We start from the raw sequence: 22,328 nt of genomic DNA, 5'->3' as shown, positions 1-22,328 counted from the left end.
CTGCGGTTCGTCGATCCCCCCGCCTGATCAGCGCAGCGGATCGACGGGGTTGCTCGAGTAGACGACCGACCAGGGTTGGTTTACGCCGGGGGTGCGCAACGGCGCGGGACCGTCGTCGGCCGCCAGTACGGCTGTCGCGGCCTGAGCGAAGCGCGGCACTGCCGGGTGTACGGCGGTGGTGGCCCACACCGCTACGACGCGGCGCATCAGGGGCCGGTCGGTGAGCGGTCGCCAAGCTACTCGTGGTTCGCGGCGGGCCAGCGTCTCCTGCAAGAACGCCACGCCGTTGCCTGCCAGTACAAGGCCGAGCGCGAATTCCTGGTCGCGGGCATGCCGGAGGCGCGCCGGATCGAAACCGCGGGCCCGGCATACCCCGAGCACGTGGTCGTGCCAGCCCGGCGCGGCCGCCCTGGGCGGCAGCACGAGGTCGTGGCCCGCGAGATCGGCCAAGGCCACTTCGGGTAGCCGGGCCAGCGGCGAGGTGCGCGGCAGCGCCACGCCGAGCGGGACCGCGGCGGTGGGACCGTGCACCAGATCCGGTGCGTCGATCGGCTCCAGGACCAGTCCCACATCGAGTTCGGCGGTGGCGAGCAGTCGAAGTTGTTCGGCGGTGGTGAGTTCTTGGAGGTCGACGGTCAGCGCGGGGGCCTGCTCGGCGAGCAAGCGGAGCAGCGCTTGCAAGGTCGGCGCGGGCGTTTCCGAGAGCACGCCGACCCGCAACGTGCCGAGGTCCCCCTCCCCCGCCTTGCGCATCACCGTGCGCAGCCGCTGCTCGGCGGCCAGCAGCGCCCGCGCCTCCTCGACCAGCAGTTCTCCGGCCGTGGTGAGGGCGATGGTCCGCCGTGACCGATCGAAGAGCCGCACCCCGAGTTCCCGTTCCAGCCGCTGGATCGATTGGCTCAGCGGCGGCTGTGCGATGCCGAGCGTCTCGGCGGCCCGCCCGAAATGCAAGGCACCCGCGACGGTGAGGAAGTAGTGCAAATGCCGGGCGAGGTCCACGCGGCCCACGATATTCGATCGCGTATGAGTGCCGGTTATCGTGGCGGGATGGCCGTATCGGAACGCATTCAGCAGATCTTCGACGAGGTGCCGGTGCGGGGCACGCTGCACGCGATCGATATCGCCGACGGCCGGGAGATCACGCTCGGCGCCGACGAGCAGGTGGTCATCGCGTCGATCTTCAAGATCCTGCTGGTGCTGGAGTTCTGCCGGCAGGTGGACGCGGGACAGGTGGATCCGGCCGAACGGGTGCTGATCCGGGCCGCGGACCGGCTCGGCGGCTGGGGCACCGCGGGGTGCGCGGACGATGTCGAGCTGTCGCTGCGCGATCTGGCGTACTTCTCGATGTCGGTCAGCGACAACACCGCCGCCGATCTGCTGCTGCACCGGATCGGCCGGGACACACCGGGTCTGCTCGCGGCCGAGCTCGGGCTGGACCGCACCCGGGTGATCGGCGGGCCGCGGCAGCTGCTCGAATCGATGCTCGCCGACGTGGGCGCACGGGACGGCGGCGAGTTCGCGGCGATCTACCCGACGCTGACCCGCGAGCGCGTCGCCGAGATGCGAGTTTTCCAGCCGGAGCACACCACTTCCAGCACCGCCCGGGAGATCACCCGGCTGCTCGCCCTGATCTGGCGGGACGCGGCCGGCACCCCGGCGGCCTGCGCGGCGACCCGAAACCTGCTGCGGCACCAGATCTTCTGGACCCGGATCGCCGCGGGCTTCCCCGATGACGTGCGCGTCGCCTCGAAAACCGGAACCCTGCCCGGGCTGCACATGGAGGCCGGCGTGGTGGAGTACCCGGACGGCGGCCGGTACGCGCTGGCGCTCTTCGCCCGCACCGGCGAATTGGGTTCGCGCCGAATCGATGTCGACCTGGCAATGTCGCGGGCCGCCCGGCTGGCCGTCGACGCGCTGAGAGACTGAGCGCCGCAGTCGATTTCGCCGAAAGTACCGCACGGTTGAACACTTTGACGCAATATGTTCAACATGAACAACGCGGCGGCACAGGCCCGCCCGGCGAACCCGCCGATCGAACTGGTCCTGGCCGCGGCCGAATGCGTCCGCCGGGCCGGCGTGCGCGGATTTCGCCTGACCGACGTCGCGAAGGCCGCGGGCGTCTCGCGCGGCACGGTCTACAACTGCTTCGGTGACAAGGACACCGCCGTCAACGCGGGTCTCGGCTACCTGTGCGACGCCTTCATCGACGGCCTGGCCCGGACCGTCGCCCCGCAGCCGACTTTGCGCGATCAGGTAGGCGAGGCCGCGGCCATGATCTACCAGCACGCCAGCACCCCACCGATGCTCGCCCCGCCGCTGCGCACCGACAGCATCATCGCCACGCTGCTCGAGCACTACGGCGATCAGCTGAGCCACAGCTGGGCCGCGTTCTGGGCGGGCCTGGTCGCCCAGGCGCAGGAGCGCGGCGAAGTCGACGCGGGCATCGAACCCCTGCACGCGGGCGACTGGATAGTCCGGGTGCTGCTCAGCCTGGAACTGCTGCCGTTCACCGTCGCCGGGTTCACCGGAGCCGACGACGTGCGGCGGCGTACGGGCGATCTGCTACTCAACGGCCTTGCGCCGCAACGTGATTCCTAGGAAGTAAGCGGTATGACAAGTGAATACGTCGAGGTCGCGATCATCGGAGCCGGGCCCGGCGGCATCACCGCCGCGCACCATCTGCAACGCGCCGGTATCACCGATTTCCTGATCCTGGAGCGCGCCGGCGATTTCGGCGGCAGCTGGCGCGACAACGTCTATCCCGGCCTGTTCGTCGATGTGCCGACCTTGTTCTATCAATTCCCGTTCGCGCGCAAGTTCGACTGGTCCCGGCTCTTTCCCGAAGGGCCGGAGATCCAGCGGTACAACCAGCAGGTCGCCGCGGATCTGGGCTTACACAAGCACTTCCGGGGCGGCAGCGAGATCCGGCGCGAAGTCTGGGACGAGGACGCGCGGGTCTGGGTGCTGCACTTGGCCGGCCGCGAGCCGATCCGGGCGCGGTTCGTCATCAACGCGGTCGGCGGCTACATCAACACCAAGCCCGTCGAAATACCGGGCGCCGACACGTTTTCGGGCACGATCCTGCGCCCGAACTCCTGGGATCCCGGCTATGACCATCGCGGCAAGCGCGTCGCGGTGATCGGCACCGGATCCAGCTCGGTGCAGATCGTCTCGGCGATCTACCAGACCGCGCGGCAGGTGGACGTCTATCAGCGCACGCCGTCCTGGATCCTGCCCAAGCCGGACGCCGAGCTGTCCGCACGCACGCACCGCATCCTCCGGTTGCCCGGCGTCAGCGCCTTCATCAATGGCTTCGCTTTGGCCGCAATGGAATTGCCGCTGCAACTGATCTGCAATGTGCTGCCGATCCTGCCCCGCGCGGTCCTGGCGAAGGTGCTGCCGCACTACGACAAGATCTGGCGCGGCCTCTACCGGCTGCTGCTGCGCGCCAAGATCGAGGACCCCGCCGATCGCCGGGCGCTGGTGCCCTCCTACGGCATCCTCGCCAAGCGGCCCATCCTGTCCAGCGGCTTCCTGACCGCGCTGGGCTCGCCCTCGGTCGCCCTGATCACCGACAGCATCGAGCGCATCACTCCGGACGGCATCCGCACCGCCGACGGAACCGAGCGCCCCTACGATCTGCTCGTCCTGGCCACCGGCTACGAACTGTTCACCGATCCCGAGACCTATCGCCCGGGAACGGTGCTGGGCCCCAACGGATTCGACCTCGCGGAGGACTACCGGCACAATGGTGTGCGCAGCTACGGCGGCAGCGCCCATCCGGGGCTGCCCAACCGCTGGTCGCTGGTCGGACCGCAGGGCTATGTCGGCGTCGCCTGGCACACCTTCGTGGATCTCACTGCCCGCCATGCCGTTCGGATCATCGGCGAGACCCGCCGCCGGCGCGCCTCGGTCGCCCGGGTGCGCGCCGACGCCTTCGACCGCTGGGTCGCCAAGATGCGCCGCCACGACAAGCTGATCAGCACCTATGTCGTCGACTGCAACCCCGATCTGCGGACCTACTTCGTCAACTCCCAGGGCGAAGCCCTCTATTACCGGCCGCAAACCATCAGCGGCGCACTGTGGTTCAGCCGCTGTTCCGCGCTGAACGACTACTGGTTCCTCCGTGACAGCGGAGCGCCGACGCCCCGCAGCGCCGGTATCGAAAGAATCGAGGCAGCACTATGACCGAACAAACGCTGGCGGGCAAGGTCGCCTACATCACCGGAGCCGCACGCGGCCAAGGCCGTTCGCACGCGGTCCGGCTGGCCCGCGCGGGCGCGGATATCGTCGCGGTCGACGTCTGCGCGCAGATCGCCGAGTTCAGCGGCTATCCGATGGCCGAACCGGAGGACCTCGCCGAAACCGCGCGCCTGGTCGAGTCCGAGGGTCGCAAAGTCTTGACCCAGCAGCTCGACGTCCGCGATCTGGCGGCGCAGGAGCGCGTCATCGCCGACACCATCGCGACGTTCGGCCGCCTGGACATTGTCGTCGCCAACGCCGGCGTCTGTAGCTGGGGGCGGCTGTGGGAGATCTCCCCCGAGCAGTTCCGAGAGTCCGTCGACATCAACCTGACCGGCGTCTGGAACACCATCAAAGCCGTGGTCCCGGCCATGATCGAAGCAGGCAACGGCGGCTCCATCATGACCATCAGCTCCACGGCGGGCGTCAAGGCGCCGCCGGGCTGCGGCCATTACGCGGCAAGCAAATTCGGCGTGGTCGGCCTGACCAAGGCGTTGGCCGTCGAGCTCGGCGAATACGGCATCCGCGCCAACGTCCTGCTGCCCTACGGCACCAACACCCCGCTCGGCACCGACACCTCGATGTACAAGCTGTTCGAGGAGCACCCGGCGTTCGTCTACAGCTTCCCGCCGAATCTGCTGAAGACCGACGGGCTCGTCGAACCGGACGAGATCTCCGACGTGGTCGTGTGGCTGGCGGGCGATCAGGCGCGCGTCGTCACCGGCGCGCAGGTTCCGGTCGACAAGGGCTTCCTGGCCCGGTGACTAGCCGGCCTCGGCGACCTGGCCGGGAGCATCGCGGACCTCGGCGAGGTAGCGCTCGCCCCAGTGCTCCATCAACTCCAGCAGCGGGGCGAGGCTGCGGCCGAACTCGGTGATCTCGTACTCCACCCGCGGCGGGACCTCCGGGTAGACGGTGCGGGTGATCACACCGTCGCGTTCGAGTTCCCGCAGTTGCAGGGTCAGCATGCGCTGGGTGGCGGCGGGGATGACGCGGCGCAGTTCGTTGAAGCGGGCGGTACCCCGGACCAGCTGATACAGCACCATTCCCTTCCATTTGCCGCCGATCACGTCGAGGGTGACCTCGATCGGGCAGTCCAGGTGCACATCGTCTTTGCGTCGAGTCATGGTGACAAAAATGGTACCGAGTTACAGAATTGTGCGCTCTTACGCGGGCGCCCGCGGCTGCGGCACGCTTCCCGGTATGACCACGTTGCTTCATCTCGACGCCAGCCCGCGCGGTGCCCGCTCGCACACCCGCAGCCTCACCGAGGATTTCGTAACCCGGTGGGCCGGACAGCATTCCGAGGTCACCGTCGCGCACCGCGACCTCGGGGTCCAGCCGCCGCCGCACGTCACCGAAGGCTGGATCGCGGCGGCGTTCACCGATCCCGCGAAGCGGACGCCGCGGATGCGTGCGGACCTGGCGGTGAGCGACGAGCTGGTCGACGAACTGCTGGCCACCGACGTGCTGGTGGCCGGCGTCCCGATGTACAACTTCGGCATTCCGGCCATGTTCAAGGCCTATATCGATCAGATCGTCCGGGTCGGGCGCACCTTCTCCTTCGACCCGGAACTCGACAATCCCTACGCGCCGCTGCTGCCGCCGGGCAAGCGCGCGTTCTTCATCGTTTCCACCGGGGACAGCGGATACCAGGCGGACGGTCCCCTGGCGGCGCTCAATCAGGTGGAGCCCTACCTGCGCACCGTGTTCGGCTTCATCGGGATCGAGGATCTCCAGTTCGTCTACGTCGGCAACGACGAGTTCGGGGGCGAGCGCCTGAGCGCGTCGCTGGCGGCGGCCCGCGATCGGGTCGCCGAACTCGCGGTCTGAGCCCACCCTGGGTGGGGATCCGCTCCCCCTCCAGGTGCCGAGCCTCAGCTCTCGGGGTGCTGTGCTCGACGGCCCGCGCGGCGGAAAGTGGAGGAAACACCAGCGAACCCGGAGCACCCCATGTCGAACCGCAGCACGATCGCCGACTCGGCGGAACGGCGTGTCACGGTGCCGGCGGCGGACGGCGTGCTGCTCTCGGTGCGCGAATACGGTCCGCGCCACGCGGACCTGACCGTCGTGCTGCTGCACGGGCACTGCCTGCGCACCGCGTCCTGGACCTACGTCCGGGACGCGCTGCGCCGGCACTACCCCGCGGCCCGGATCGTCTCCTACGATCACCGCGGCCACGGCGACTCCGCCGCCGCACCGCGTCAGACCTACAACCTCGAACAGCTCGGTCACGATCTACGCGACGTGCTCGACGCGGTCGCGCCCACCGGTCCCGTTGTCCTGGTGGGACATTCGATGGGCGGGATGACCGTGCTCACCTACGCCGCCCAGCAGCCGCAGCAGATCGGCACCCGGATCACCGGTGTCGCCCTCATCGCGACCGCCGCCGACGGCCTGGCCGACGCGGGCTTCGGCCGCCTGCTCCGCAACCCCGCCATCTCGGTCTTCCAGGCCGCGGTCCGCCGCGCACCCACCCTGATGCGGCACGCGAAACTGCTGGCCGCCAAGGTCTTCGCGCCGGTCATCCGGACCGCCGAGTTCGGCAATCGCAAGGTGAGCCCGCGCGTCCTCGCCCTGGCCAACGCGATGCACAACCAGACCCCGATCGTCACCATGGCGAGCTTCCTGAGCGCCTTCATGACCTTCGACCGCACCGACGCCCTGCCGCTGCTGTCCCGGATCCCGACGCTGGTGCTGTGCGGCTCCGCGGATCTCATGACGCCGCAATCGCATTCGGTCGCGATGGCGAACGCCGTCGAATATTCCGATCTCGTGCTCGTCGACGGCGCCGGTCACTCGGTGATTCTCGAGCAGCCGACACAGGTCGCAGGCGCACTCGCCCGGCTGATGACCCGGGCCGGCGCCCGGAACGAGCGCACGGGCGCGCACCTCACCCTCGTCGCGTGACGACGCCGCGGATCCCGATCGCGACGCGCAGCAACGCCAGGGAAACCGCCAGGCCGACGGAGCCATAGAGCAACCAGGCGATATCCGGCGCCCACAGCACGATCTGGCCGAGCGAAACGCCGAAATGCCCGGGAACGAGCACCGACATCGCGTAGAGCAGTGCGCCCAGCCCCACCGACCAGGCTGCCGCGATGATCACGGCGCGCATCGGTGCGCCCGGCTCGCGCCGGAGCGACCGGAACCCGAAGACGTTCGCCGCGACCAACAGCAGTGCCAGGGTGAGCAATCCGGCGAGTATCGACCAGTAGACGTACCCGGCTTCGTCCGGCTTCGCCGCCACGCCGTCCGCCAGCTGGGCCAGGCCGAAACCTGTTGCCAGCAACTGTGGCTCGTGGAAAGTGCCGTACGCATTCGCGAGCAGCACCACGGCGCGGGATCGATCGGGCAACAGGACGACGTGCGCGAAGTACCCGGGCGCGGCGCCGCCGTGCCAGACCATCGGCGACTCCGTGTCCGGGAGTGTCCCGCGACGCCAACCGAGTCCGTAGAAGTTGCCCGCGCTGGTGCGCGCCTCGCCCTCGAATTTCTGGGCGCGCTGCGCCTCGGTGAGCACGCCCCCGAGCCCGGCGGCGGCGAAGGCCGCGGCGTCGCGCACCGTGCCGCCGAGGTAGCCGTAGCCGACACCGACCGGGTCGAACGGGGCCGCGAAGGGAACGGCCTGACCGAAGACGAACCGGTGGCCGCGGGAAACCCGTTGCGCCCCTTCCGGATCGGTGACCGCCGAGTGCATTCCGAGCGGAGCCAGCACCATTTCGGTGAGCACGTCGGGAAAGGCCCGGCCCGTGATCGCCTCCACCACGGCACTGAGGATCAGATAGTTCGTACTCGAATAGTGGTGCACCGCACCGGGTTCGCTCACCAACTCGGCGTCGGCCAGCTCGGGGAGCACGTCCGCGGGCTTACGTCCGGAATCGGTGCGGTCGGTGTACCGGGTGCTGGTGGCGAAGCCGCTGGTCTGAGCGAGCAAGTGCCGAATCGTGATGCGCGCCGAGCGCGCCTCGTCGCGGGTCCGGAACGCGGGCAGATACCGGACGACCGGCGCGTCGAGCTGAATCCGCCCTTGTTCGGCAAGTGCCGTGATCAGGGTGGCTGTCACCGGCTTCGCGGCCGACCCCCAGAGGAACGGCGTCAAATCCGTCACCGCGGCACCGGCACCGTCGACGCCGGCCGTACCGGTGTGCACGATGCCCGCCGGTTCCACGACGGCGTACGCCACGCCGGGAATGTCCAGCGCCCGCATCCGATCGCGGACGAACCGGTCGAGCTCCGCGTACGGCGCGGGTTGCGCTGCGGCAGTGGGTGATCCGAGCATCAGCACACCGACCACCACCATCAGACGTAATAAAAGTACCGCCATATTGGAACGATAACCATATGGCGGTATTGTTGTCACGTGCCACGAACCGCCGACCATGATCAACGCCGGGAGCTCATGGCCCAGGCCTTCCAGCGGCTCCTCGCCGCCGAGGGCCTGGCCCAGGTCACCTTCGCCCGCGTCGCCGCCGAGGCGGGCATCTCGGTGGGTCTCATCCAGCACTACTTCGCGAACAAGGCCGCGCTGCTGCGGTTTTCCTACGAGCACTGCCTGCGCCGGATCGACGCGCGCATCGCCGCCCACGTCGACGCCGGCGAGGCCGCGCACGCGCCCATCTCGACCATGCTGCTGTCCTGCCTGCACGAGCTGCTGCCGGTCGACGCCGAGCGCACCGTCGAGTTCCGGGTCGAACGCAGCCTCTGGACCTCGGCCTGCCACGACCCGGCCCTCGCCCAGATCGCCCGGCACGCGAGCCTGGACACCCATCGCCGCGTCGCACGGGCCATCGACAACGGCAAGCGCTGCGGCGAAGTCGAATCCGGGATCGACACCGACGCCGCCGCGGCGCTCATCCTCGCCACCACTCGCGGCCTCGCCGACACCCTGGCTCTCGGCATCGCCGCAAAGCCTGATGACCTGCTGCGGCCGGTCCTCGCCACGGTCTTCACCGGGCGCTGCCGGCACCACGACGCGTGACTCACCGCGGGCGCGGCGTCACCAAGCCGGATTCATAGGCGAGAACGACCAATTGGGCGCGGTCGCGGGCGTGCAGTTTGGTCATCGCGCGGTTGATGTGGGTTTTCGCGGTGAGCGGGCTGATGACCATATGGGCGGCGATCTCGTCGTTGGACCGGCCCTGGGCGACGAGGGTGACGGCTTCGCGTTCGCGGGTGGTGAGTTCTTCCAGGCCGGGGCACGCGCCGGTGTCGAGGGGCTGGGCGACGTAGCGGTCGATCAGGCGGCGGGTAATCGAGGGGGCGAGCAAGGCGTCGCCGCGGGCCGCGACCCGGACGGCGTGCAGGAAGTCCTCGGGCTGAATGTCTTTCACGAGGAAGCCGGCCGCGCCGGCGCGCAGGGCGTGGAAGACGTATTCGTCCAGGCCGTAGTTGGTCAGGATGACGACGTGCACGTCCGCGAGGGCCGGATCGGCGGCGATGCGGCGGGTCGTCTCGATGCCGTCGAGGACCGGCATCTGGATGTCGACGAGTGCGATGTCGGGACGGTGCCGCCGGGCCAGGTCCAGGCCCGCGCTCCCGTCGGCGGCCTCGGCGACCACCTCGATGTCGTCCTCCAGCTCCAGCAGTGCGCGGAATCCGCTGCGGATGAGCGGCTGGTCGTCGACGAGCAGGACGCGAATCATGCTGGATCCACCGGTAGTTCGGCGTGCACGGCGAAACCGCCGGCGCCGCGTGGCGCCGTCCGCAGGCGCCCGCCCAGCGCGGTCACGCGTTCCCGCATACCGAGCAGGCCGACGCCGGGTACCGGCGTAGTGCCGGGTCGCGCCGTGCCGTCGTCCTCGACTCGGATGACCAATGCCTCCGGGCGGTAGTCGATCCGGACCGAAGCGGACGCGGCGGACGCGTGCCGGGCGATGTTGGTCAGCGATTCCTGGACGATCCGGTAGCCGGTCCGATCCACCGCGAGGGGGACGTCCTGCGGTTCGCCTTCGATCGTCAGGGTCGCGTCCAAACCTGTTGTGCGGGCACGCGCTACGAGTTCCGGGACGTGGTCGAGCCCGGGGCGGGGCGCGGCCCCGTCGTCGCGCAGGGCCTCCAGGGTGGCGCGGAGTTCCCGGGCCGCCTCCCGGCCGGCCTCTCGGATCGCCAGCAGATGCTCCGGTACCGCCTCGCCGCGTCTGGTCGCCACGTGCACGGCGGCTTCGGACTGCACCTTGATCACCGAAATCTGGTGCGTGAGTGAGTCATGCAGTTCGCGAGCGATGTGCAGGCGTTCCTCGTCGGCGCGACGGCGCGCGGTTTCCTCGCGGGTGCGCTCGGCCTCGTCCGCGCGCCGCTCGGCCTGCCGCAGCGCCTCCCCCGCCGCACCGGCCGCGATCAGCCAGGCGATCTCGAGGGCCCCGCGCGCCTGCGCGAACGCTTCACCGGCGTCGTGCACCGACGCCCAGGCCGCGAGCGGGAGCGCGGCCAGCACCAGCACCGCCACCACCACCGTGAGCATGCGATGGCCCGCCCGCACCCCGGCATACACCGCGAAAACGAACGCGACGGCAGGCACATCGATGCCGATGGCTTGATACCCCAGCGCACACAACCCCGTTGCCGCCAGGACCAGGATCGGGGCCCGGCGACGCGCGGCCAGCGCCAGGCCGCTCACGATCAGCAACAGATAGCCCAGCGGGGCCGGACCGGCCGGCGCCGGCTCTGCGGCCACTCCGGCCACCAGCACGACCGCGGCGACCGCGGCAGCTATCGCCCAGTCTCCGAGCCAGCCCTTCATGGATGAACCCTAGCCCGCCCCGTACCCCGGCAACACCTGTGCACGGATGATCTCGGACTACCGCGAACGCGGTAGTGACACACCGCGCTGCGCCGCCGGCGGCAGGGGAAAGTGTCTTCTCCGGCACGACGACCGGAAGGTGGTCCGGCGGACATGATGGCCCCATTCCGAAGAAGGAGCATCCGATGTCCATCCGTCAGCTATGCACCGCGACAACGACTTTCCTGCTAGCGGGCGTAGCACTCGCCGCCCCGGCGGCGGCACAGGTCACGCTCGTCGCGGCCCCGTCCGGCATGACCTCCGGCCGACTCGGCCCTACCCTCACCGCGCTGGTGGCGCTGACCGCTGTCGCCGTCGGCGTCCTCGCGCTCCGGTCGCCGACCTACCGCACGGCGGTAACAGCGCTCGCATCAGGCCTGATCAGCGCTATCGTCGGCACGCTGTTCGCCCGCACCGCCGAGGGCGGCCCCGGCACCGGCAACGGAATCGTGGGCGCGTGGGCGGCCATCGCACTCGGCCTGATCGCAATGATCCTCGGAGCGACGGCGATCCGATCCCATCGCCGCGGCGTCCGGCACTGAGCGGTCAGGACAGTGCCGCGCGATCGGGCAGCGGACCGGTGTCACCGGTGAGCTCCTGCAAAGTCGCCCACAGCTGGTCGAACCGCTCGGTGCCGAGCCTGCGTTCCCAGTCGTCCAGGACCGCGGCGATGCCCTGGGTGAGCTGTCGCTCCAATTTTCGGCCCGCCGGAGTCAGCCGGACCCGGCGCGCGCGGGTGTCCTGTGGATCGGTTTCGCGCACCAGGTAGCCGTGCCGCTCCAGGTGGCGGACCAGTTCGTGCATGGACTGCTTCGTCATTCCGGCGTGCGCGGCGAGTTCGGCGGTGTGCGAACCGTCGATCCCGCCGTAGCGGAACAGCAGCAGGTGCGCCGGGCGGAGATCGGGATGCCGGGGCCCGATCTCCGCCAGCAGGGCGTCGATGGCCTGATCGAAGGCGAGACGCAGGAGACCGAAGTAGCGCGGCGTTGACATGAGGGTCAGGCTACCTTACCGTTTTGGTCAGGCAACCTGACCGAAGGGAATGCGATGTCCAGAGATCAGTTGATGACGTACCTGACGGGCAAGTGGATTCCGCCGGTGCTGGCGACCTTGGCCGAGTTGGGCGTGGCCGATGCGGTCGCCGAGAAACCCCTGACGCCCGCGGAATTGGCCGATCGGCTGGACGTGCGGCCGCGGGAGTTGTACCGGGTGCTGCGCGCCGCGGCGAGCATAGGGGTATTCGCCGAGGACGCCGCGGGCCGATTCGGGCTGACCGAGACCGCGCGCTGGTTGCGCTCGGATGTGCCCGGATCCCTGCGGTTCGCGGCGCGGATGTTCGCGCTGGAGCCGTTCTGGGCGCCGTACGCGCGGCTCACCCATACCGTGCGGACCGGCGAGCCCGCGTTCGACGCCGTCTACGGTCAGGGCATCCACCAGTACCTGCACGAGAATCCGGAGGTCGCCGCGATCTTCGGGCAGGCCGCGAGCGCGTTCCACGGGCAGGCGATGGTCCCGATCGCCGGCGCGTACGAATTCCCGCCGCACGGCACGATTGTCGACGTGGGCGGCGGATCCGGGGCACTGCTCGCCGCAGTGCTGCGCCGCAATCCGGACGCGCGCGGAATCTTGTTCGACCAGGAGCCGGTGTTGCCGGTCGCGCGCGAGACGCTGGCGGAGTTCGCCGGGCGGGTGCAGTTAGTGGCGGGCGACTACTTCGCGGAGGTCCCGGCCGGGGACGTGTACGTGATCAAGAGTTGTCTGCACACGCTGCCGGACGACGACGTGATCGCCGTCCTGACAGTGCTGCGCAAGAGATCCGCACCGGTACTGATCGTGGAAACGATGATCCCGGCGGGCAACGAGCCGCATTACGCGAAGTTCGACGACATCGAGATGATGGCCGTAGCCGGGGGCGCCGACCGCACCGAACACGAGTGGAGCGCGCTCGCCGCGGCGGCCGGATTCCGGCCGGCCCCGGTGCGGCGCTGCGACGAACGCTTCTCCCTGCTGGTCGCCGAGCCGTGCTGACGTGCCGACTACACGCCCTTCTCGAAGAGCTTGGCGCGGAGGTCGTCCAGGGTCTCGGGGATGAGGTGGTCCAGGACGACGGTGAAGCGGCCGAGGATGGGGGCGATGCGGCGGGGGCGGTCGATGACGCCGTCGGCGATGGCTTCTGCGGCCTGTTCCGGGGTCAGGGCCTGGGCGTTCTTGTAGATCTCGTTCGGGGCGATCATCGCCGTGCGTACCATCGGCATGAACACCGAGGTGAATCGCACGTTGTCCGAACGGGTTTCGACTTGGAGGTTGGCGCAGAGCGCGTCCAGGGCCGCTTTGGACGCAGTGTAGGCGGAGTAGCCCGGTGCGCCGGCCAGGTTGGCGATCGAGAGCACGTTGATGATCGAGCCGTAGCCGCGCTCGCGCATCCCGGGCACCAGCGCGAGCATGAGTCGCACCGGGGCCAGGTAGTTCAGCCGCATCGTGCGGTCGTAATCATGGAAGCGGTCATAGGATTCGTCGAGCCGGCGCCGAATCGACCTGCCCGCGTTGTTGATCAGCACATCCACGCCGCCGTGATCGGCGAGCACCTGCTTCGTCAGTGCGTCCACTGCCGCGAAATCGGTGAGATCACACGGGTATACGTACGGCTTGCCGCCGAGCGCTTCGATCTCCGCCGCGACCGCGCGCAGTTCCGGCTCCCGACGGGCCACCAGCGCGACAGTCGCCCCCGCGGCGCCGATCCGGAGCGCCGTGGCCCGCCCGATCCCGGAGGAAGCCCCGGTGATCAGCACCGTCCGTCCGGCGGCCACTTCTTCGAGCGTCTGCGTGCGGCGCAATCGCGTGAGGCTCAGCTCGGTGTCGAGACACCGAACGATCTTGTTTGCCCACTCCGCGGCGATTCCAAACATAGTGAGCAATGCTAATTTATAGATCTGACGCCGTATAGTGCTGAAATCGATGCCATCCCAAGGCTTCCCACTACACGGGACTGGGTATTCCTGATCGCCGCCGCATCGGTACCGCGAAACCCCTGCCGGAGAGTGGTTCCGGCAGGGGTTCGCGGTGTTCGGTTGTGCGGGACTACTTCTCGCCGTGCGGGCCCGGCGCGGCGCTGCCGCTGTACTCGCCGAGGTCGGAAACCAGCTTCGTCAGTTCCGGATCGCTGTCGTACCGGCGCTGATGCAGGGCGGCGATCTTGGCGCTCATCTCCGGATCCGGATCGTCGGTGATGTCGAAGGAGGCGAACTTGTCCACCAGGGGCAGGCCGACGCGGTCGGTGTTGCGGTGCGCCGGATGGATCAGGTACTCCCAGTAGCCCGCCAGGTCCTCCAGGGCGAAGACCGCGCCCCACTCGTATTCGCCGCCGAAGTCACGGCCGACCACGAAGGACTTGACCGAGGGGATGACCCGGCCCTGATTGCGCAGGCTCTCGAGGGCTTCCTCGATCGCCTCGGGGGTGGCGTCGGCGCGGAGGGTGAAGCGGTTGCCGTGGTAGATCATTGTCATTCCTTCTCTCGGGATTTGAGCAGCGGCACAGTGAGCGCCGCGGCCGTGGTCATGGCGAGGCCGGTCCAGAGGAACGCGCCGCCGATATCGGTGGTCCGGATGAGGGGCTGGACGATCAGCGGAGACAGGAACTGGCCCAGGAAGATTCCGGTGACCAGACCGCTGAGGATGCGGCCGCGGTGGGCGGCCGGAGCGAGGTCGCTCAGTCGCAGATTCAGGTTGGGGACGGCGAGGCCGACGCCGAAGCCGCCGACGAGGAGGCCCGCCACCACTTGCGCCACGGTGTGCGCGGTACCGACCAGCACCCAGCCCAGGCCGAGCAACGCGACGCTGGCCGCGGTGATAACGCTCGGGGTCCAGCGGGCCCGCAGCCGTGGAAAGGCCAGTGCGCCAGCGGCACTGCTGAGTGTGGTCGCGGCGATCACCGCGCCGGCCACGGCGGGCCCGGTACCCAATTCCGCGAGCAGGAACGGCAGCTGGGTGGGCGCCATATAGAACGCGAGCGTCACCAGGAAGGCAAGCAGGTAGAGGCCCGCGACCGGCCGGAGGATGCCCGGTCTCGGCCCGCCCTCGCTGCCGATCGTCCGGGAAGCGTTGTCTCGCGGCCCTTCTCGCACCGCGAGCACCGCGAACGGCAGGACGACCGCGGCGGCGGCATAGATCCAGAACGGCGACTTCCAGTGGATTGCGGCGAGCAGGCCCGCCAGCGGGAGGAAGACCACGCCGCCGAGACTCGCGAAAGCCTGTTGCAGTCCGAGAAAGGACGCGCGCTCCGGCCCGTCGAACCAGTCGGTGACGATGGCGCCGACCGCCGTCATGATCCCGCCGACCGCGACACCCAGCAGGGCTCGCGTCGCCAGTAGGACGCCGATCGTCTCGGCGAAGTATCCGGCCACGCCGGCGACGGCGAACAGCACGAGACTGCCGACCAGCAGCGGCTTGCGCCCGATCCGGTCCGCGGCCAGGCCGGCCAGCGGCGCGGTGAGGCCGATCGCCAGCGAGGTGATGGTCAGCACCAGCCGCACCAGCACATCGGCTCCGGCCACGTCCGAGAAGACCGCGCGCATCGCGGGCAGGCTCGGAGCGATGACCGCCGGCGCCATCAGGGTCAGCATCGCCGCCGCCAGCACCGCGCCGCGGGCGGCGCGCGTCGGCGTGACCGCGTCCCGTCGCGCCGCCGCGCCAGGTGTCGCGCTCATGTGCGTCTCCTCTCGTCGATGAGATTCAGCTGGATTCAGCGGTCCGCTGGAGGTGGCCGAGCCACGAGATCAGCGCGCTGTCCAGCGCGGCGCGCATGCCGTCGATGTCGGCGCGGATGGGCTCGCCGTCCCACGACTCCGCGGTGCGAACAAGCACCGCGCCGTCGAGTTCGGTGAAGGTCCAGACGTGGACTCCGGTGATGCCGTGCGCCGGACCGCCCCACACGATGCGGTGCGGATACTGGACCGAGTAGATGGTGGATTCGATGTCGAGTCCGAAAGTGCTCCACCGGAATACGGTGCCGGGCTGGACCGGCCCGTCGATTGCCGCGGCGGTGATATCGGGTTGCCAGCCGGTCCAGGCGTCGATGTCGGTGTGCAAGTCCCACACTCGCCGCAGCGATGCCGCGATGACGATCTCGTGCCGGGCGACCACCGGGGCGGTGGTGTCGATCTCGGTAATTGTTCCGCTCATGAGGTCAACAGTCGCAGCGGGGAACCGACGGTCGCGTCGGTAGAAATCACCTACTTCTGCCTACACTCCGGGCATGACGGCGGATATCGATCTGGTGGGCCGGGCGGAGCCCGTTCGCTGCCTCGCGGAGTTGGTCGGCTCGGCACGCGACGGCTGGGGCGGGGCGCTGGTGCTGCGCGGTGCGCCCGGGATCGGCAAGTCCGCCCTGCTCGCGCACACCGAGCGGGTCGCCACCGGGTTCCGTGTGCTGCATGCGGCCGGGTCGGAGTTCGAGCGGGAGCTGCCGTTCGCCGTCCTGCACCAGCTGTGCCGGCCGATGCTCGGGCGACTGGACGGCCTCTCCCCCGCGCATCGTCGCGCACTGGAGGGCGCGTTCGGCCTGACCGACGCCGCACCCGATCAGTTCGCGATCGGGGTCGGCGTGCTGGAACTGCTCGTCGCCGCGACTCGAGACCAGCCGTTGCTATGTGTCGTCGATGACGCGCACTGGCTCGATCACGCGTCGGCGCTGGCGCTGTCCTTCCTGAGCCGCCGGATCGGCTCGGAGTCGATCGCGATCGTGATCGCGGCCCGGAAGCCGGAGGGCGCTTCGGCTTTGGATCCGCTGCCCGGTATCGATCTGGCCGGCCTGACCGACGCCGAGGCGCGCGCCCTGTTCGCCGCCACCGTCCGGACGCCCCTGGACGGCCGTGTCCGCGAACGCATTCTGGCCGAGGCGCGGGGAAACCCGCTGGCGCTGCTGGAGTTGCCGCGCAGTGCGGGTCTGGCGGGCGGCTTCGCCCGGCCGGACGAGTATCCGGTGACCGCCGCCATCGAGGACAGCTTCCGGTCCCGGCTGGCGACCCTGCCCGCGCCGAACCGGCTGCTGCTGACCCTCGCCAGCGCCGATCCGACCGGCGATGCCGGGTTGCTGTGGCAGGCCGTGACGCACGCCGAAGCCGATCCGCCGGGGGCCGTGTCGCATTCCGAAGCCGAGCTGCGGAATGCCGTGGATTCCGCGGGCCTGGCGGAATTCGGTGCGCGCGTGCGCTTCTGCCATCCGCTGGCCCGATCGGTGGTGTATCGCGCCGCCGAGCCCGCGCAGCGGCGCGCGGCGCACCGCTGGCTGGCCGCGGCCACCGACGCGGCCGCCGACCCGGATCGGCGGGCGTGGCATCTGGCCCTGTCCTGCGCGGGGCCCGACGACGAGATCGCCGCGGAGCTGGAACGCTCGGCCGCCCGCGCCGAGGTGCGCGGCGGAGTTCCCGCGTCGGCGGCGTTCCTCGCACGCGCCGCCGCGCTCACCCGTGACCCCGCGCTCCGGGTCGAGCGCAGTCTGACCGCGGTACGCGCCCAGCTGACGGCGGGCGCCACCGAAGCCGCCGCGGACCTGCTGACCACCGTCGCCGACGGTGCGCTCGACGAATTGCATTCGGCCCGAGTAGATCAGCTGCGCGGCCAGCTCGCCTTCGTGCGCCAGACCGACGGCGACGGCCCGGCTTTCATGCTGCGCGCCGCGCGGCGATTGATCGAGGTAGACGCGAGCCGATCGCGGGACAGCTTTCTGGAAGCACTGGAAATGGCGCTGAACGTCGGCCGCTCCAGCGGCGTGATGGACCTGGTGGTGGCCGCGGCCCGGTTCGCCCCGCCCGCCCCCGTACCCGCTCGCAGCGCCGATGTCCTGCTCGACGCCATGCTCCTGCTGGCCGCCGACGATCATCGCGGCGCGGCCGCCGCCCTCCGGCCGATCCTCGCCGACAGCGGCAACGAGCTGTGGACCCGCCGGCCCGCGCTGGGCGTGATCCTGGCGGGCGAGCTGTGGGATCTCGACGCGCACGGCCGGATCACCGAAGGGCTGATGCGCGCCGGCCGGGAATCCGGTTCGCCACTGCTGCTGCGGCTCGGGCTGGCCCAGGTCGCGGTCACCGGTGTGCACAGCGGCGATTTCGCCGCGGCGGCCGCGGCCATCGCGGAGGAGGAAGCGATCGCCGACGCGTTCGGGGCCGAACCGCAGTTCTATCCGCGACTACATCTGGCGGCGCTGGCCGGGCAGCAGGCGACCGTCGCCGAACTCGCCGAACAATCGCTGTCCGCGGCCAAGGCCCGGGGCGAGGAAGACCTGATCGCCAATGTGCATTGGGCGCAGGCGATCTCAGCTGTCGCGACGGGCAACTACGCCGCGGCGCTCACCGCGGCCCGCCGGGTCCTCGAGCACCGTGCGCTGTTCCTCACCGCGGTCACTCTGCCGGAGGTGGTCGAGGCCGCCGTGCGCACGGGCGAGCGCGATCTCGCCGGGGCCGCGGCCGCGGAGCTGACCGAACGAGCCGAGGCCGCCGGCACCCCCTGGAGTCTCGGGGTCGCCGCCGCCGCACGAGCGCTGGTCTCGGACAACGAGAACGACTATCGAGAATCCCTCGACCACCTGGCGCAGTGCACGATCCGGCCCAGCCGCGCCCGCGCCCACCTGCTCTACGGCGAGTGGCTGCGCCGCCAGGGCCGGCGCCGCGAATCCCGCGACCAGCTGCGCATCGCCCACGAATCGTGCACCGCCATCGGCATGGCGGGTTTCGCCAAACGCGCCGCCGACGAACTGCGCGCCACCGGCGAACAGGCTCGCAGCCGGACCCAGCCCAGCTACGAACAGCTCACCATGCAGGAACTGCACATCGCCCGCCTGGTCGCCACCGGTGCCACCTCCAAAGAGGTTGCCGCACAGCTTTTCCTGAGCCCGCGCACCGTGGACGCCCACCTGCGCAACATCTTCCGCAAGCTCGGCGTCACCTCACGCAGACAGCTGCGGACGCTGCCCGATATCGGCAGCGCGGCGACCGTGGGCTAGGCGGTTTCGCCGGCCCGGGGGGGGCGGGCCTGACGGATCCGGGTGCGGAGCCACCGTTTGGGGCCGCCGCGGCCGGGTATCAGAACCGAGCCCGAATCGGTTGGCGGAACGAGGAGTTCAGATGAGCAAGTCCACGGCAGGTAGTGCGTCCGAGCCCGGCCAGGCCGCCTACGAGAACATCGAGCCGTGGTTCGAGCAGTTGGCGGCGCTGGCGGCCGAGGACCCGGAGCGGGCCGCGCTGCGCGCGGAGATCGTGCACCGCTGCCTGCCGCTGGCCGCGAACATCGCGCGCCGGTTCGCCAACCGCGGGCAGGAGCTCGAGGATCTGACGCAGATCGCGCGGCTGGGTTTGATGAACGCGGTGGACCGCTTCGATATATCCCAGGGCCGGCCGTTTCTCGCCTTCGCCATTCCCACCATCATGGGTGAAGTGCGCCGGCACTTCCGGGACCACAGCTGGGCCGTGCGAGTGCCCAGAGGACTCAAAGAACTACAGCAGCGACTGGGTCCGGCCATCGACGACCTGACCCACCGGCTCGGGCGGGGGCCGACCGCCCGCGAGATCGCCGCCGAACTCGACCTGGAACTGACCGAGGTCACCCAGGCGCTGGTCGCCCGCAACGCCTACGCCGCCGATTCGCTGGACGCCCAATACCCGTCGGACGAGCAGGGATCGTCGCCCTCGATCCGGGACACCCTCGGCGGCGTCGAGCCGCTCTACGGATTGCTCGAGGACGCGATGACGGTCCGTCCGCTGATCGCCGCCCTGCCCGACCGGGAGCGCCGGGTCCTGATCATGCGGTTCTGGGAGAACCGTTCCCAGGCCGAGATCGGCCGGCTGATCGGCTGCTCCCAGATGCAGGTGTCGCGAATTCTGACCGCCACCCTCGACAGCCTGCGGACGCAGGCCATGGCCGAACCGCCGCCCATCCGCCGGCGGTCGGTCGCATGAACCCGCACCGACGCGTAATCCGCACACCATCTCCACAACTCGGGTGATCCCCCTCGATATGCTTTCCGCCGGTTCGATTGCTCGACGGTGGGGGTTGGATGAGTCAGGGGCGCACGGCGTTTCATCGCTGGTTACTCGCGATCGTCTTGGTCGCGACGGCGGCTGCGATGGGGTGTGGTTCATTTGAGCCGCAGTCGAGCTTCCAGCCGCGATCTGCCTTCTTCCTCACCGGCGACGAGGGCTGGGTAGTCGGTTCCCGGAGCAATTGCGGTGGCGTGTGCACCGAGATTCACCACACCACCGATGGCGGTCGCGGCTGGCGCAAGGCGCCGGTCCCGCCCGTCACGCTGGATCGGGTGGTGTTCGCCGATTCCAGGAACTGGTTCGCGTCCCATCGTCCCGCCGACTGGACCTCGACCGGGCCCGAACTGTGGTCCACGCACGATGGCGGCTCGACCTGGCGACGGGTCGCGCTGCCGGGCATCCGGGTACGCGAATACTCCGTCGAACCGGTCGTCGCGAACGGGACCGTGCAGGTGGCGGCCTTCCATCCCTATGCGGGCGAGATGCGGATCGCCAGTAGTCCGGTCGAGACCGATGCTTTTACGACGTCCGACCCCTTCCGCGTCTCCGTCGACGCCGCCGAGTACCGCACGACATCACATGAATTCGGGGTGGCGCGTTCCGGATCGACCACCTGGTTCGGCGGCAGCGAATCCTCCCCGACCCGCCTCGCGTCCCCGGGCCGAGACGCCCGCCTGGTCGATGGCCGATGGTCGACCTGGGCACTGCCCTGTTCGGGCCGGCCGGGACCGAAGCTGGTGGCACTCTCCGAATCCGAACTGCTGGCGACGTGCGTCCCCGCGCCGGAAACCGATCCCAGCACTCACCACCTCTTCTACTCCTCCGATGCCGGAACCACTTTCACCGATCACGGCGTCCTGCCGGGCAGCCTGACGGCCGCGGCGAGCGCCGGCGATCTACTCGTGGCGGTCCCCGACGAGGACGACAAGACCGCCTTGCTCACCTCCCACGATGGCGGCCGCACCTGGCGCAAGACCGCCAGCCCACCCGCCCCCTCGACGATGCGCGCCAACTCGAGCCTCACCCGTGGCCAATTCTTCACGCCCACCGTCGGTTTCGCGATCCTGCCGTACAGCGGACAAGCTCCGGACAGCGAGGATCATTTGTACCTGACGCGCGATGGCGGAGATTCATGGAACCGAGTCACCATTCGTTGATCCAGCGCGCGAATTCAGACAAATGGCGCTAAAGCGGCATTACTCATTTATCTGACCGAATTGGGTTGTGGGGCGGAAAGTCTGGGGATTCTCGCACTGGCTATCGCTGCTGGGGGTAGCGTTTCGCAGCGGCTGACCAACAGAGAGGAACACTCGGTGACCAGACCTGAAGACGAGCCGCCACCCTTCGCCCCGGCTGCGCCGCCGCCATTTCCTGAGGTTCAGCCCGCACCGCGAGTTGTCAACCGGCGCAAGCTTGCCGCGATCGCCGGCGTCCTGCCCCTCGGCGTCGTCGCGCTCGGTTCGGCGCATTACCTGCGCAACGCCGGAGACGACCCCGCCGCCGGGGCAGTGGAAACCACCGCCCCCCGCGCCGCCGCCGCGACCAACGGAGCCATCACGACACAGACCGCGGCCCCCGCCGTCCTGGCTCCGGAAATCGCGCGCATCGGCAATCGGCACATCGCCGCGTTGCACGCCATTCACAATTACATGAGCCACAATTGGACGTACGACCCGCAAACGCTCGATCAGTATTTCGCGGGAGCGATCACGGCGACGACCGGCCCCTACCGGCAACAGCTGATCGACACCCAGCGCGCGACTCGCGATTATCTGCTCGCCACCAACAATCGCAGCGAAGTTCTCGAATTCAACTGCGGACTGCGCGCGGTCACCGGAACCACCGCGCTCGGGGTCGGTTATGTCAAACAATCGACCACCAGCAATCTCAGCCCCAGCCCGAGTATTTCGCTGATCGCCACGATCATCACCGCCGAGGAACAGCCCGACGGACGCTGGCTCGTCAGCGATCTCAAACGGGTTTCGACCTAGGACCGCAGACGGCGCACAGGTCAATGCCGGCCGCCGCGGTGCGTTCGAGCTCGGCAAACCTGCTCCGCGATCCCGGTTCGCTTGCCCGGCGGGTTCCGTCGCCTCTCACTGCCTTCCGGCAGCGAAACGGGGGTGAGGCGGCGAAACAGAGTGCTGGGCAATGCGATTCGGGTATCGCGGTTGGCGTCCCTCGGGTAGCTGGTGGGCCGTGCTCCGACCGGCGGTGACCGGCACCTATAACCCTCGCACAGCGCATCGACCCGGCAGCAGGGCCGAACGGTA

23 protein-coding genes are annotated in these 22,328 nt (G+C 69.5%); 13 read left to right on the top strand and 10 right to left on the bottom strand.

The features are described 5' to 3' along the window. Positions 1 to 27: 27 nt before the first annotated feature. Positions 28 to 999 carry a LysR family transcriptional regulator gene (locus AB0M14_RS16090; protein WP_364994809.1) on the bottom strand — a complete coding sequence of 324 codons (972 nt, stop codon included), beginning with the start codon at positions 997 to 999 and terminating at the stop codon, positions 28 to 30. A gap of 48 nt (positions 1,000 to 1,047) precedes the next feature. Between AB0M14_RS16090 and AB0M14_RS16085 the strand changes: the two genes are divergently transcribed. The 4 genes from AB0M14_RS16085 (at position 1,048) to AB0M14_RS16070 (ending at position 5,006) form a co-directional block, all read left to right on the top strand. Next, complete coding sequence (locus AB0M14_RS16085; RefSeq protein WP_364994806.1) at positions 1,048 to 1,926, top strand: serine hydrolase; 879 nt, start codon at positions 1,048 to 1,050, stop codon at positions 1,924 to 1,926. 63 nt (positions 1,927 to 1,989) lie between these two features. Beyond that, a complete protein-coding gene (locus tag AB0M14_RS16080; protein WP_364994803.1) occupies positions 1,990 to 2,598 on the top strand; it encodes a TetR/AcrR family transcriptional regulator in 609 nt (202 codons plus the stop codon). Between the two features lie 12 nt (positions 2,599 to 2,610). Next, the gene (locus AB0M14_RS16075; RefSeq protein WP_364994800.1) at positions 2,611 to 4,188 is read left to right on the top strand and encodes an NAD(P)/FAD-dependent oxidoreductase; all 1,578 of its coding nucleotides are present in this window, start codon (positions 2,611 to 2,613) and stop codon (positions 4,186 to 4,188) included. Continuing rightward, positions 4,185 to 5,006 carry a mycofactocin-coupled SDR family oxidoreductase gene (locus AB0M14_RS16070; RefSeq protein WP_364994797.1) on the top strand — a complete coding sequence of 274 codons (822 nt, stop codon included), beginning with the start codon at positions 4,185 to 4,187 and terminating at the stop codon, positions 5,004 to 5,006. The genes AB0M14_RS16075 and AB0M14_RS16070 overlap by 4 nt, the downstream gene beginning before the upstream one ends. Here AB0M14_RS16070 and AB0M14_RS16065 read toward each other — a convergent pair whose 3' ends face one another. Next, entirely contained in the window at positions 5,007 to 5,369 is a 363-nt protein-coding gene (locus AB0M14_RS16065) for a helix-turn-helix domain-containing protein (protein WP_364994794.1), read from the bottom strand. A gap of 76 nt (positions 5,370 to 5,445) precedes the next feature. On the opposite strand from AB0M14_RS16065, the gene AB0M14_RS16060 reads away from it, so the two are divergent. Continuing rightward, on the top strand, positions 5,446 to 6,075 hold the full coding sequence (locus tag AB0M14_RS16060) for an NAD(P)H-dependent oxidoreductase (RefSeq protein WP_364994791.1): 630 nt from the start codon (positions 5,446 to 5,448) through the stop codon (positions 6,073 to 6,075). Positions 6,076 to 6,195: 120 nt separating this feature from the next. Next, entirely contained in the window at positions 6,196 to 7,152 is a 957-nt protein-coding gene (locus tag AB0M14_RS16055; protein WP_364994788.1) for an alpha/beta hydrolase, read from the top strand. Here AB0M14_RS16055 and AB0M14_RS16050 read toward each other — a convergent pair. Then, on the bottom strand, positions 7,136 to 8,569 hold the full coding sequence (locus tag AB0M14_RS16050) for a serine hydrolase domain-containing protein (protein ID WP_364994785.1): 1,434 nt from the start codon (positions 8,567 to 8,569) through the stop codon (positions 7,136 to 7,138). The two genes, AB0M14_RS16055 and AB0M14_RS16050, sit on opposite strands and share 17 nt — an antisense overlap. 36 nt (positions 8,570 to 8,605) lie before the next feature. On the opposite strand from AB0M14_RS16050, the gene AB0M14_RS16045 reads away from it, so the two are divergent. Continuing rightward, positions 8,606 to 9,223: a TetR/AcrR family transcriptional regulator gene (locus AB0M14_RS16045; RefSeq protein ID WP_364994782.1), complete on the top strand. Its 618-nt coding sequence runs from the start codon at positions 8,606 to 8,608 to the stop codon at positions 9,221 to 9,223. Between the two features lies 1 nt (position 9,224). On the opposite strand, the gene AB0M14_RS16040 is transcribed toward AB0M14_RS16045, so the two are convergent. Continuing rightward, the gene (locus AB0M14_RS16040) at positions 9,225 to 9,887 is read right to left on the bottom strand and encodes a response regulator transcription factor (RefSeq protein ID WP_364994779.1); all 663 of its coding nucleotides are present in this window, start codon (positions 9,885 to 9,887) and stop codon (positions 9,225 to 9,227) included. Beyond that, positions 9,884 to 10,984 (bottom strand): histidine kinase, encoded by a 1,101-nt coding sequence (locus AB0M14_RS16035; protein ID WP_364994776.1) that lies wholly within the window; start codon positions 10,982 to 10,984, stop codon positions 9,884 to 9,886. The genes AB0M14_RS16040 and AB0M14_RS16035 overlap by 4 nt, the downstream gene beginning before the upstream one ends. Positions 10,985 to 11,169: 185 nt before the next feature. Between AB0M14_RS16035 and AB0M14_RS16030 the strand changes: the two genes are divergently transcribed. Continuing rightward, positions 11,170 to 11,565, top strand: coding sequence for a DUF6223 family protein (locus tag AB0M14_RS16030; protein ID WP_364994774.1), 396 nt, complete (start codon positions 11,170 to 11,172; stop codon positions 11,563 to 11,565). A 4-nt stretch (positions 11,566 to 11,569) separates the two neighbouring features. On the opposite strand, the gene AB0M14_RS16025 is transcribed toward AB0M14_RS16030, so the two are convergent. Beyond that, positions 11,570 to 12,016, bottom strand: a complete 447-nt coding sequence (locus AB0M14_RS16025; RefSeq protein WP_364994771.1) for a MarR family transcriptional regulator — start codon at positions 12,014 to 12,016, stop codon at positions 11,570 to 11,572. A gap of 72 nt (positions 12,017 to 12,088) precedes the next feature. Here AB0M14_RS16025 and AB0M14_RS16020 point away from each other — a divergent pair, with 72 nt between their 5' ends. Next, a complete protein-coding gene (locus tag AB0M14_RS16020; protein WP_364994768.1) occupies positions 12,089 to 13,051 on the top strand; it encodes a methyltransferase in 963 nt (320 codons plus the stop codon). 8 nt (positions 13,052 to 13,059) lie between these two features. On the opposite strand, the gene AB0M14_RS16015 is transcribed toward AB0M14_RS16020, so the two are convergent. The 4 genes from AB0M14_RS16015 to AB0M14_RS16000 all read right to left on the bottom strand — a co-directional run bounded on the left by AB0M14_RS16015 (position 13,060) and on the right by AB0M14_RS16000 (position 16,201). Beyond that, positions 13,060 to 13,929 carry an SDR family NAD(P)-dependent oxidoreductase gene (locus tag AB0M14_RS16015; RefSeq protein WP_364994765.1) on the bottom strand — a complete coding sequence of 290 codons (870 nt, stop codon included), beginning with the start codon at positions 13,927 to 13,929 and terminating at the stop codon, positions 13,060 to 13,062. 172 nt (positions 13,930 to 14,101) lie between these two features. Beyond that, positions 14,102 to 14,521, bottom strand: coding sequence for a Dabb family protein (locus AB0M14_RS16010; protein WP_364994762.1), 420 nt, complete (start codon positions 14,519 to 14,521; stop codon positions 14,102 to 14,104). A gap of 2 nt (positions 14,522 to 14,523) precedes the next feature. After that, positions 14,524 to 15,726, bottom strand: coding sequence for an MFS transporter (locus AB0M14_RS16005; RefSeq protein ID WP_364994759.1), 1,203 nt, complete (start codon positions 15,724 to 15,726; stop codon positions 14,524 to 14,526). Positions 15,727 to 15,751: 25 nt separating this feature from the next. After that, positions 15,752 to 16,201: an SRPBCC family protein gene (locus AB0M14_RS16000; protein WP_364994757.1), complete on the bottom strand. Its 450-nt coding sequence runs from the start codon at positions 16,199 to 16,201 to the stop codon at positions 15,752 to 15,754. Between the two features lie 73 nt (positions 16,202 to 16,274). Between AB0M14_RS16000 and AB0M14_RS15995 the strand changes: the two genes are divergently transcribed. From AB0M14_RS15995 to AB0M14_RS15980, 4 genes are all read left to right on the top strand, one after another. Then, positions 16,275 to 19,019, top strand: a complete 2,745-nt coding sequence (locus tag AB0M14_RS15995; RefSeq protein ID WP_364994754.1) for a LuxR family transcriptional regulator — start codon at positions 16,275 to 16,277, stop codon at positions 19,017 to 19,019. Positions 19,020 to 19,140: 121 nt separating this feature from the next. Beyond that, a complete protein-coding gene (locus AB0M14_RS15990; RefSeq protein WP_364994751.1) occupies positions 19,141 to 19,971 on the top strand; it encodes a SigB/SigF/SigG family RNA polymerase sigma factor in 831 nt (276 codons plus the stop codon). Between the two features lie 275 nt (positions 19,972 to 20,246). Continuing rightward, positions 20,247 to 21,212, top strand: coding sequence for a hypothetical protein (locus AB0M14_RS15985; RefSeq protein ID WP_364994748.1), 966 nt, complete (start codon positions 20,247 to 20,249; stop codon positions 21,210 to 21,212). Between the two features lie 156 nt (positions 21,213 to 21,368). Next, complete coding sequence (locus tag AB0M14_RS15980; RefSeq protein WP_364994745.1) at positions 21,369 to 22,046, top strand: hypothetical protein; 678 nt, start codon at positions 21,369 to 21,371, stop codon at positions 22,044 to 22,046. Positions 22,047 to 22,328 lie beyond the last annotated feature (282 nt).

Origin of the sequence: Nocardia sp. NPDC051832, from assembly GCF_040681285.1 — a bacterium.
GTDB lineage: Bacteria > Actinomycetota > Actinomycetes > Mycobacteriales > Mycobacteriaceae > Nocardia.
This window is presented reverse-complemented; position numbering and strand designations above follow the sequence as displayed.

Excerpts from the sequence above, each read along its gene's own strand:
- AB0M14_RS16000 (WP_364994757.1), bottom strand. The coding sequence starts at position 16,201 with ATGAGCGGAACAATTACCGAGATCGACACCACCGCCCCGGTGGTCGCC.
- AB0M14_RS15995 (WP_364994754.1), top strand. The coding sequence starts at position 16,275 with ATGACGGCGGATATCGATCTGGTGGGCCGGGCGGAGCCCGTTCGCTGC.
- AB0M14_RS16035 (WP_364994776.1), bottom strand. The coding sequence starts at position 10,984 with ATGAAGGGCTGGCTCGGAGACTGGGCGATAGCTGCCGCGGTCGCCGCG.
- AB0M14_RS16075 (WP_364994800.1), top strand. The coding sequence starts at position 2,611 with ATGACAAGTGAATACGTCGAGGTCGCGATCATCGGAGCCGGGCCCGGC.
- AB0M14_RS16055 (WP_364994788.1), top strand. The coding sequence starts at position 6,196 with ATGTCGAACCGCAGCACGATCGCCGACTCGGCGGAACGGCGTGTCACG.
- AB0M14_RS16010 (WP_364994762.1), bottom strand. The coding sequence starts at position 14,521 with ATGATCTACCACGGCAACCGCTTCACCCTCCGCGCCGACGCCACCCCC.
- AB0M14_RS16060 (WP_364994791.1), top strand. The coding sequence starts at position 5,446 with ATGACCACGTTGCTTCATCTCGACGCCAGCCCGCGCGGTGCCCGCTCG.
- AB0M14_RS16040 (WP_364994779.1), bottom strand. The coding sequence starts at position 9,887 with ATGATTCGCGTCCTGCTCGTCGACGACCAGCCGCTCATCCGCAGCGGA.
- AB0M14_RS16070 (WP_364994797.1), top strand. The coding sequence starts at position 4,185 with ATGACCGAACAAACGCTGGCGGGCAAGGTCGCCTACATCACCGGAGCC.
- AB0M14_RS16080 (WP_364994803.1), top strand. The coding sequence starts at position 1,990 with ATGAACAACGCGGCGGCACAGGCCCGCCCGGCGAACCCGCCGATCGAA.
- AB0M14_RS15990 (WP_364994751.1), top strand. The coding sequence starts at position 19,141 with ATGAGCAAGTCCACGGCAGGTAGTGCGTCCGAGCCCGGCCAGGCCGCC.
- AB0M14_RS16025 (WP_364994771.1), bottom strand. The coding sequence starts at position 12,016 with ATGTCAACGCCGCGCTACTTCGGTCTCCTGCGTCTCGCCTTCGATCAG.
- AB0M14_RS16030 (WP_364994774.1), top strand. The coding sequence starts at position 11,170 with ATGTCCATCCGTCAGCTATGCACCGCGACAACGACTTTCCTGCTAGCG.
- AB0M14_RS16050 (WP_364994785.1), bottom strand. The coding sequence starts at position 8,569 with ATGGCGGTACTTTTATTACGTCTGATGGTGGTGGTCGGTGTGCTGATG.
- AB0M14_RS16015 (WP_364994765.1), bottom strand. The coding sequence starts at position 13,929 with ATGTTTGGAATCGCCGCGGAGTGGGCAAACAAGATCGTTCGGTGTCTC.
- AB0M14_RS16020 (WP_364994768.1), top strand. The coding sequence starts at position 12,089 with ATGACGTACCTGACGGGCAAGTGGATTCCGCCGGTGCTGGCGACCTTG.
- AB0M14_RS16065 (WP_364994794.1), bottom strand. The coding sequence starts at position 5,369 with ATGACTCGACGCAAAGACGATGTGCACCTGGACTGCCCGATCGAGGTC.
- AB0M14_RS16085 (WP_364994806.1), top strand. The coding sequence starts at position 1,048 with ATGGCCGTATCGGAACGCATTCAGCAGATCTTCGACGAGGTGCCGGTG.
- AB0M14_RS16005 (WP_364994759.1), bottom strand. The coding sequence starts at position 15,726 with ATGAGCGCGACACCTGGCGCGGCGGCGCGACGGGACGCGGTCACGCCG.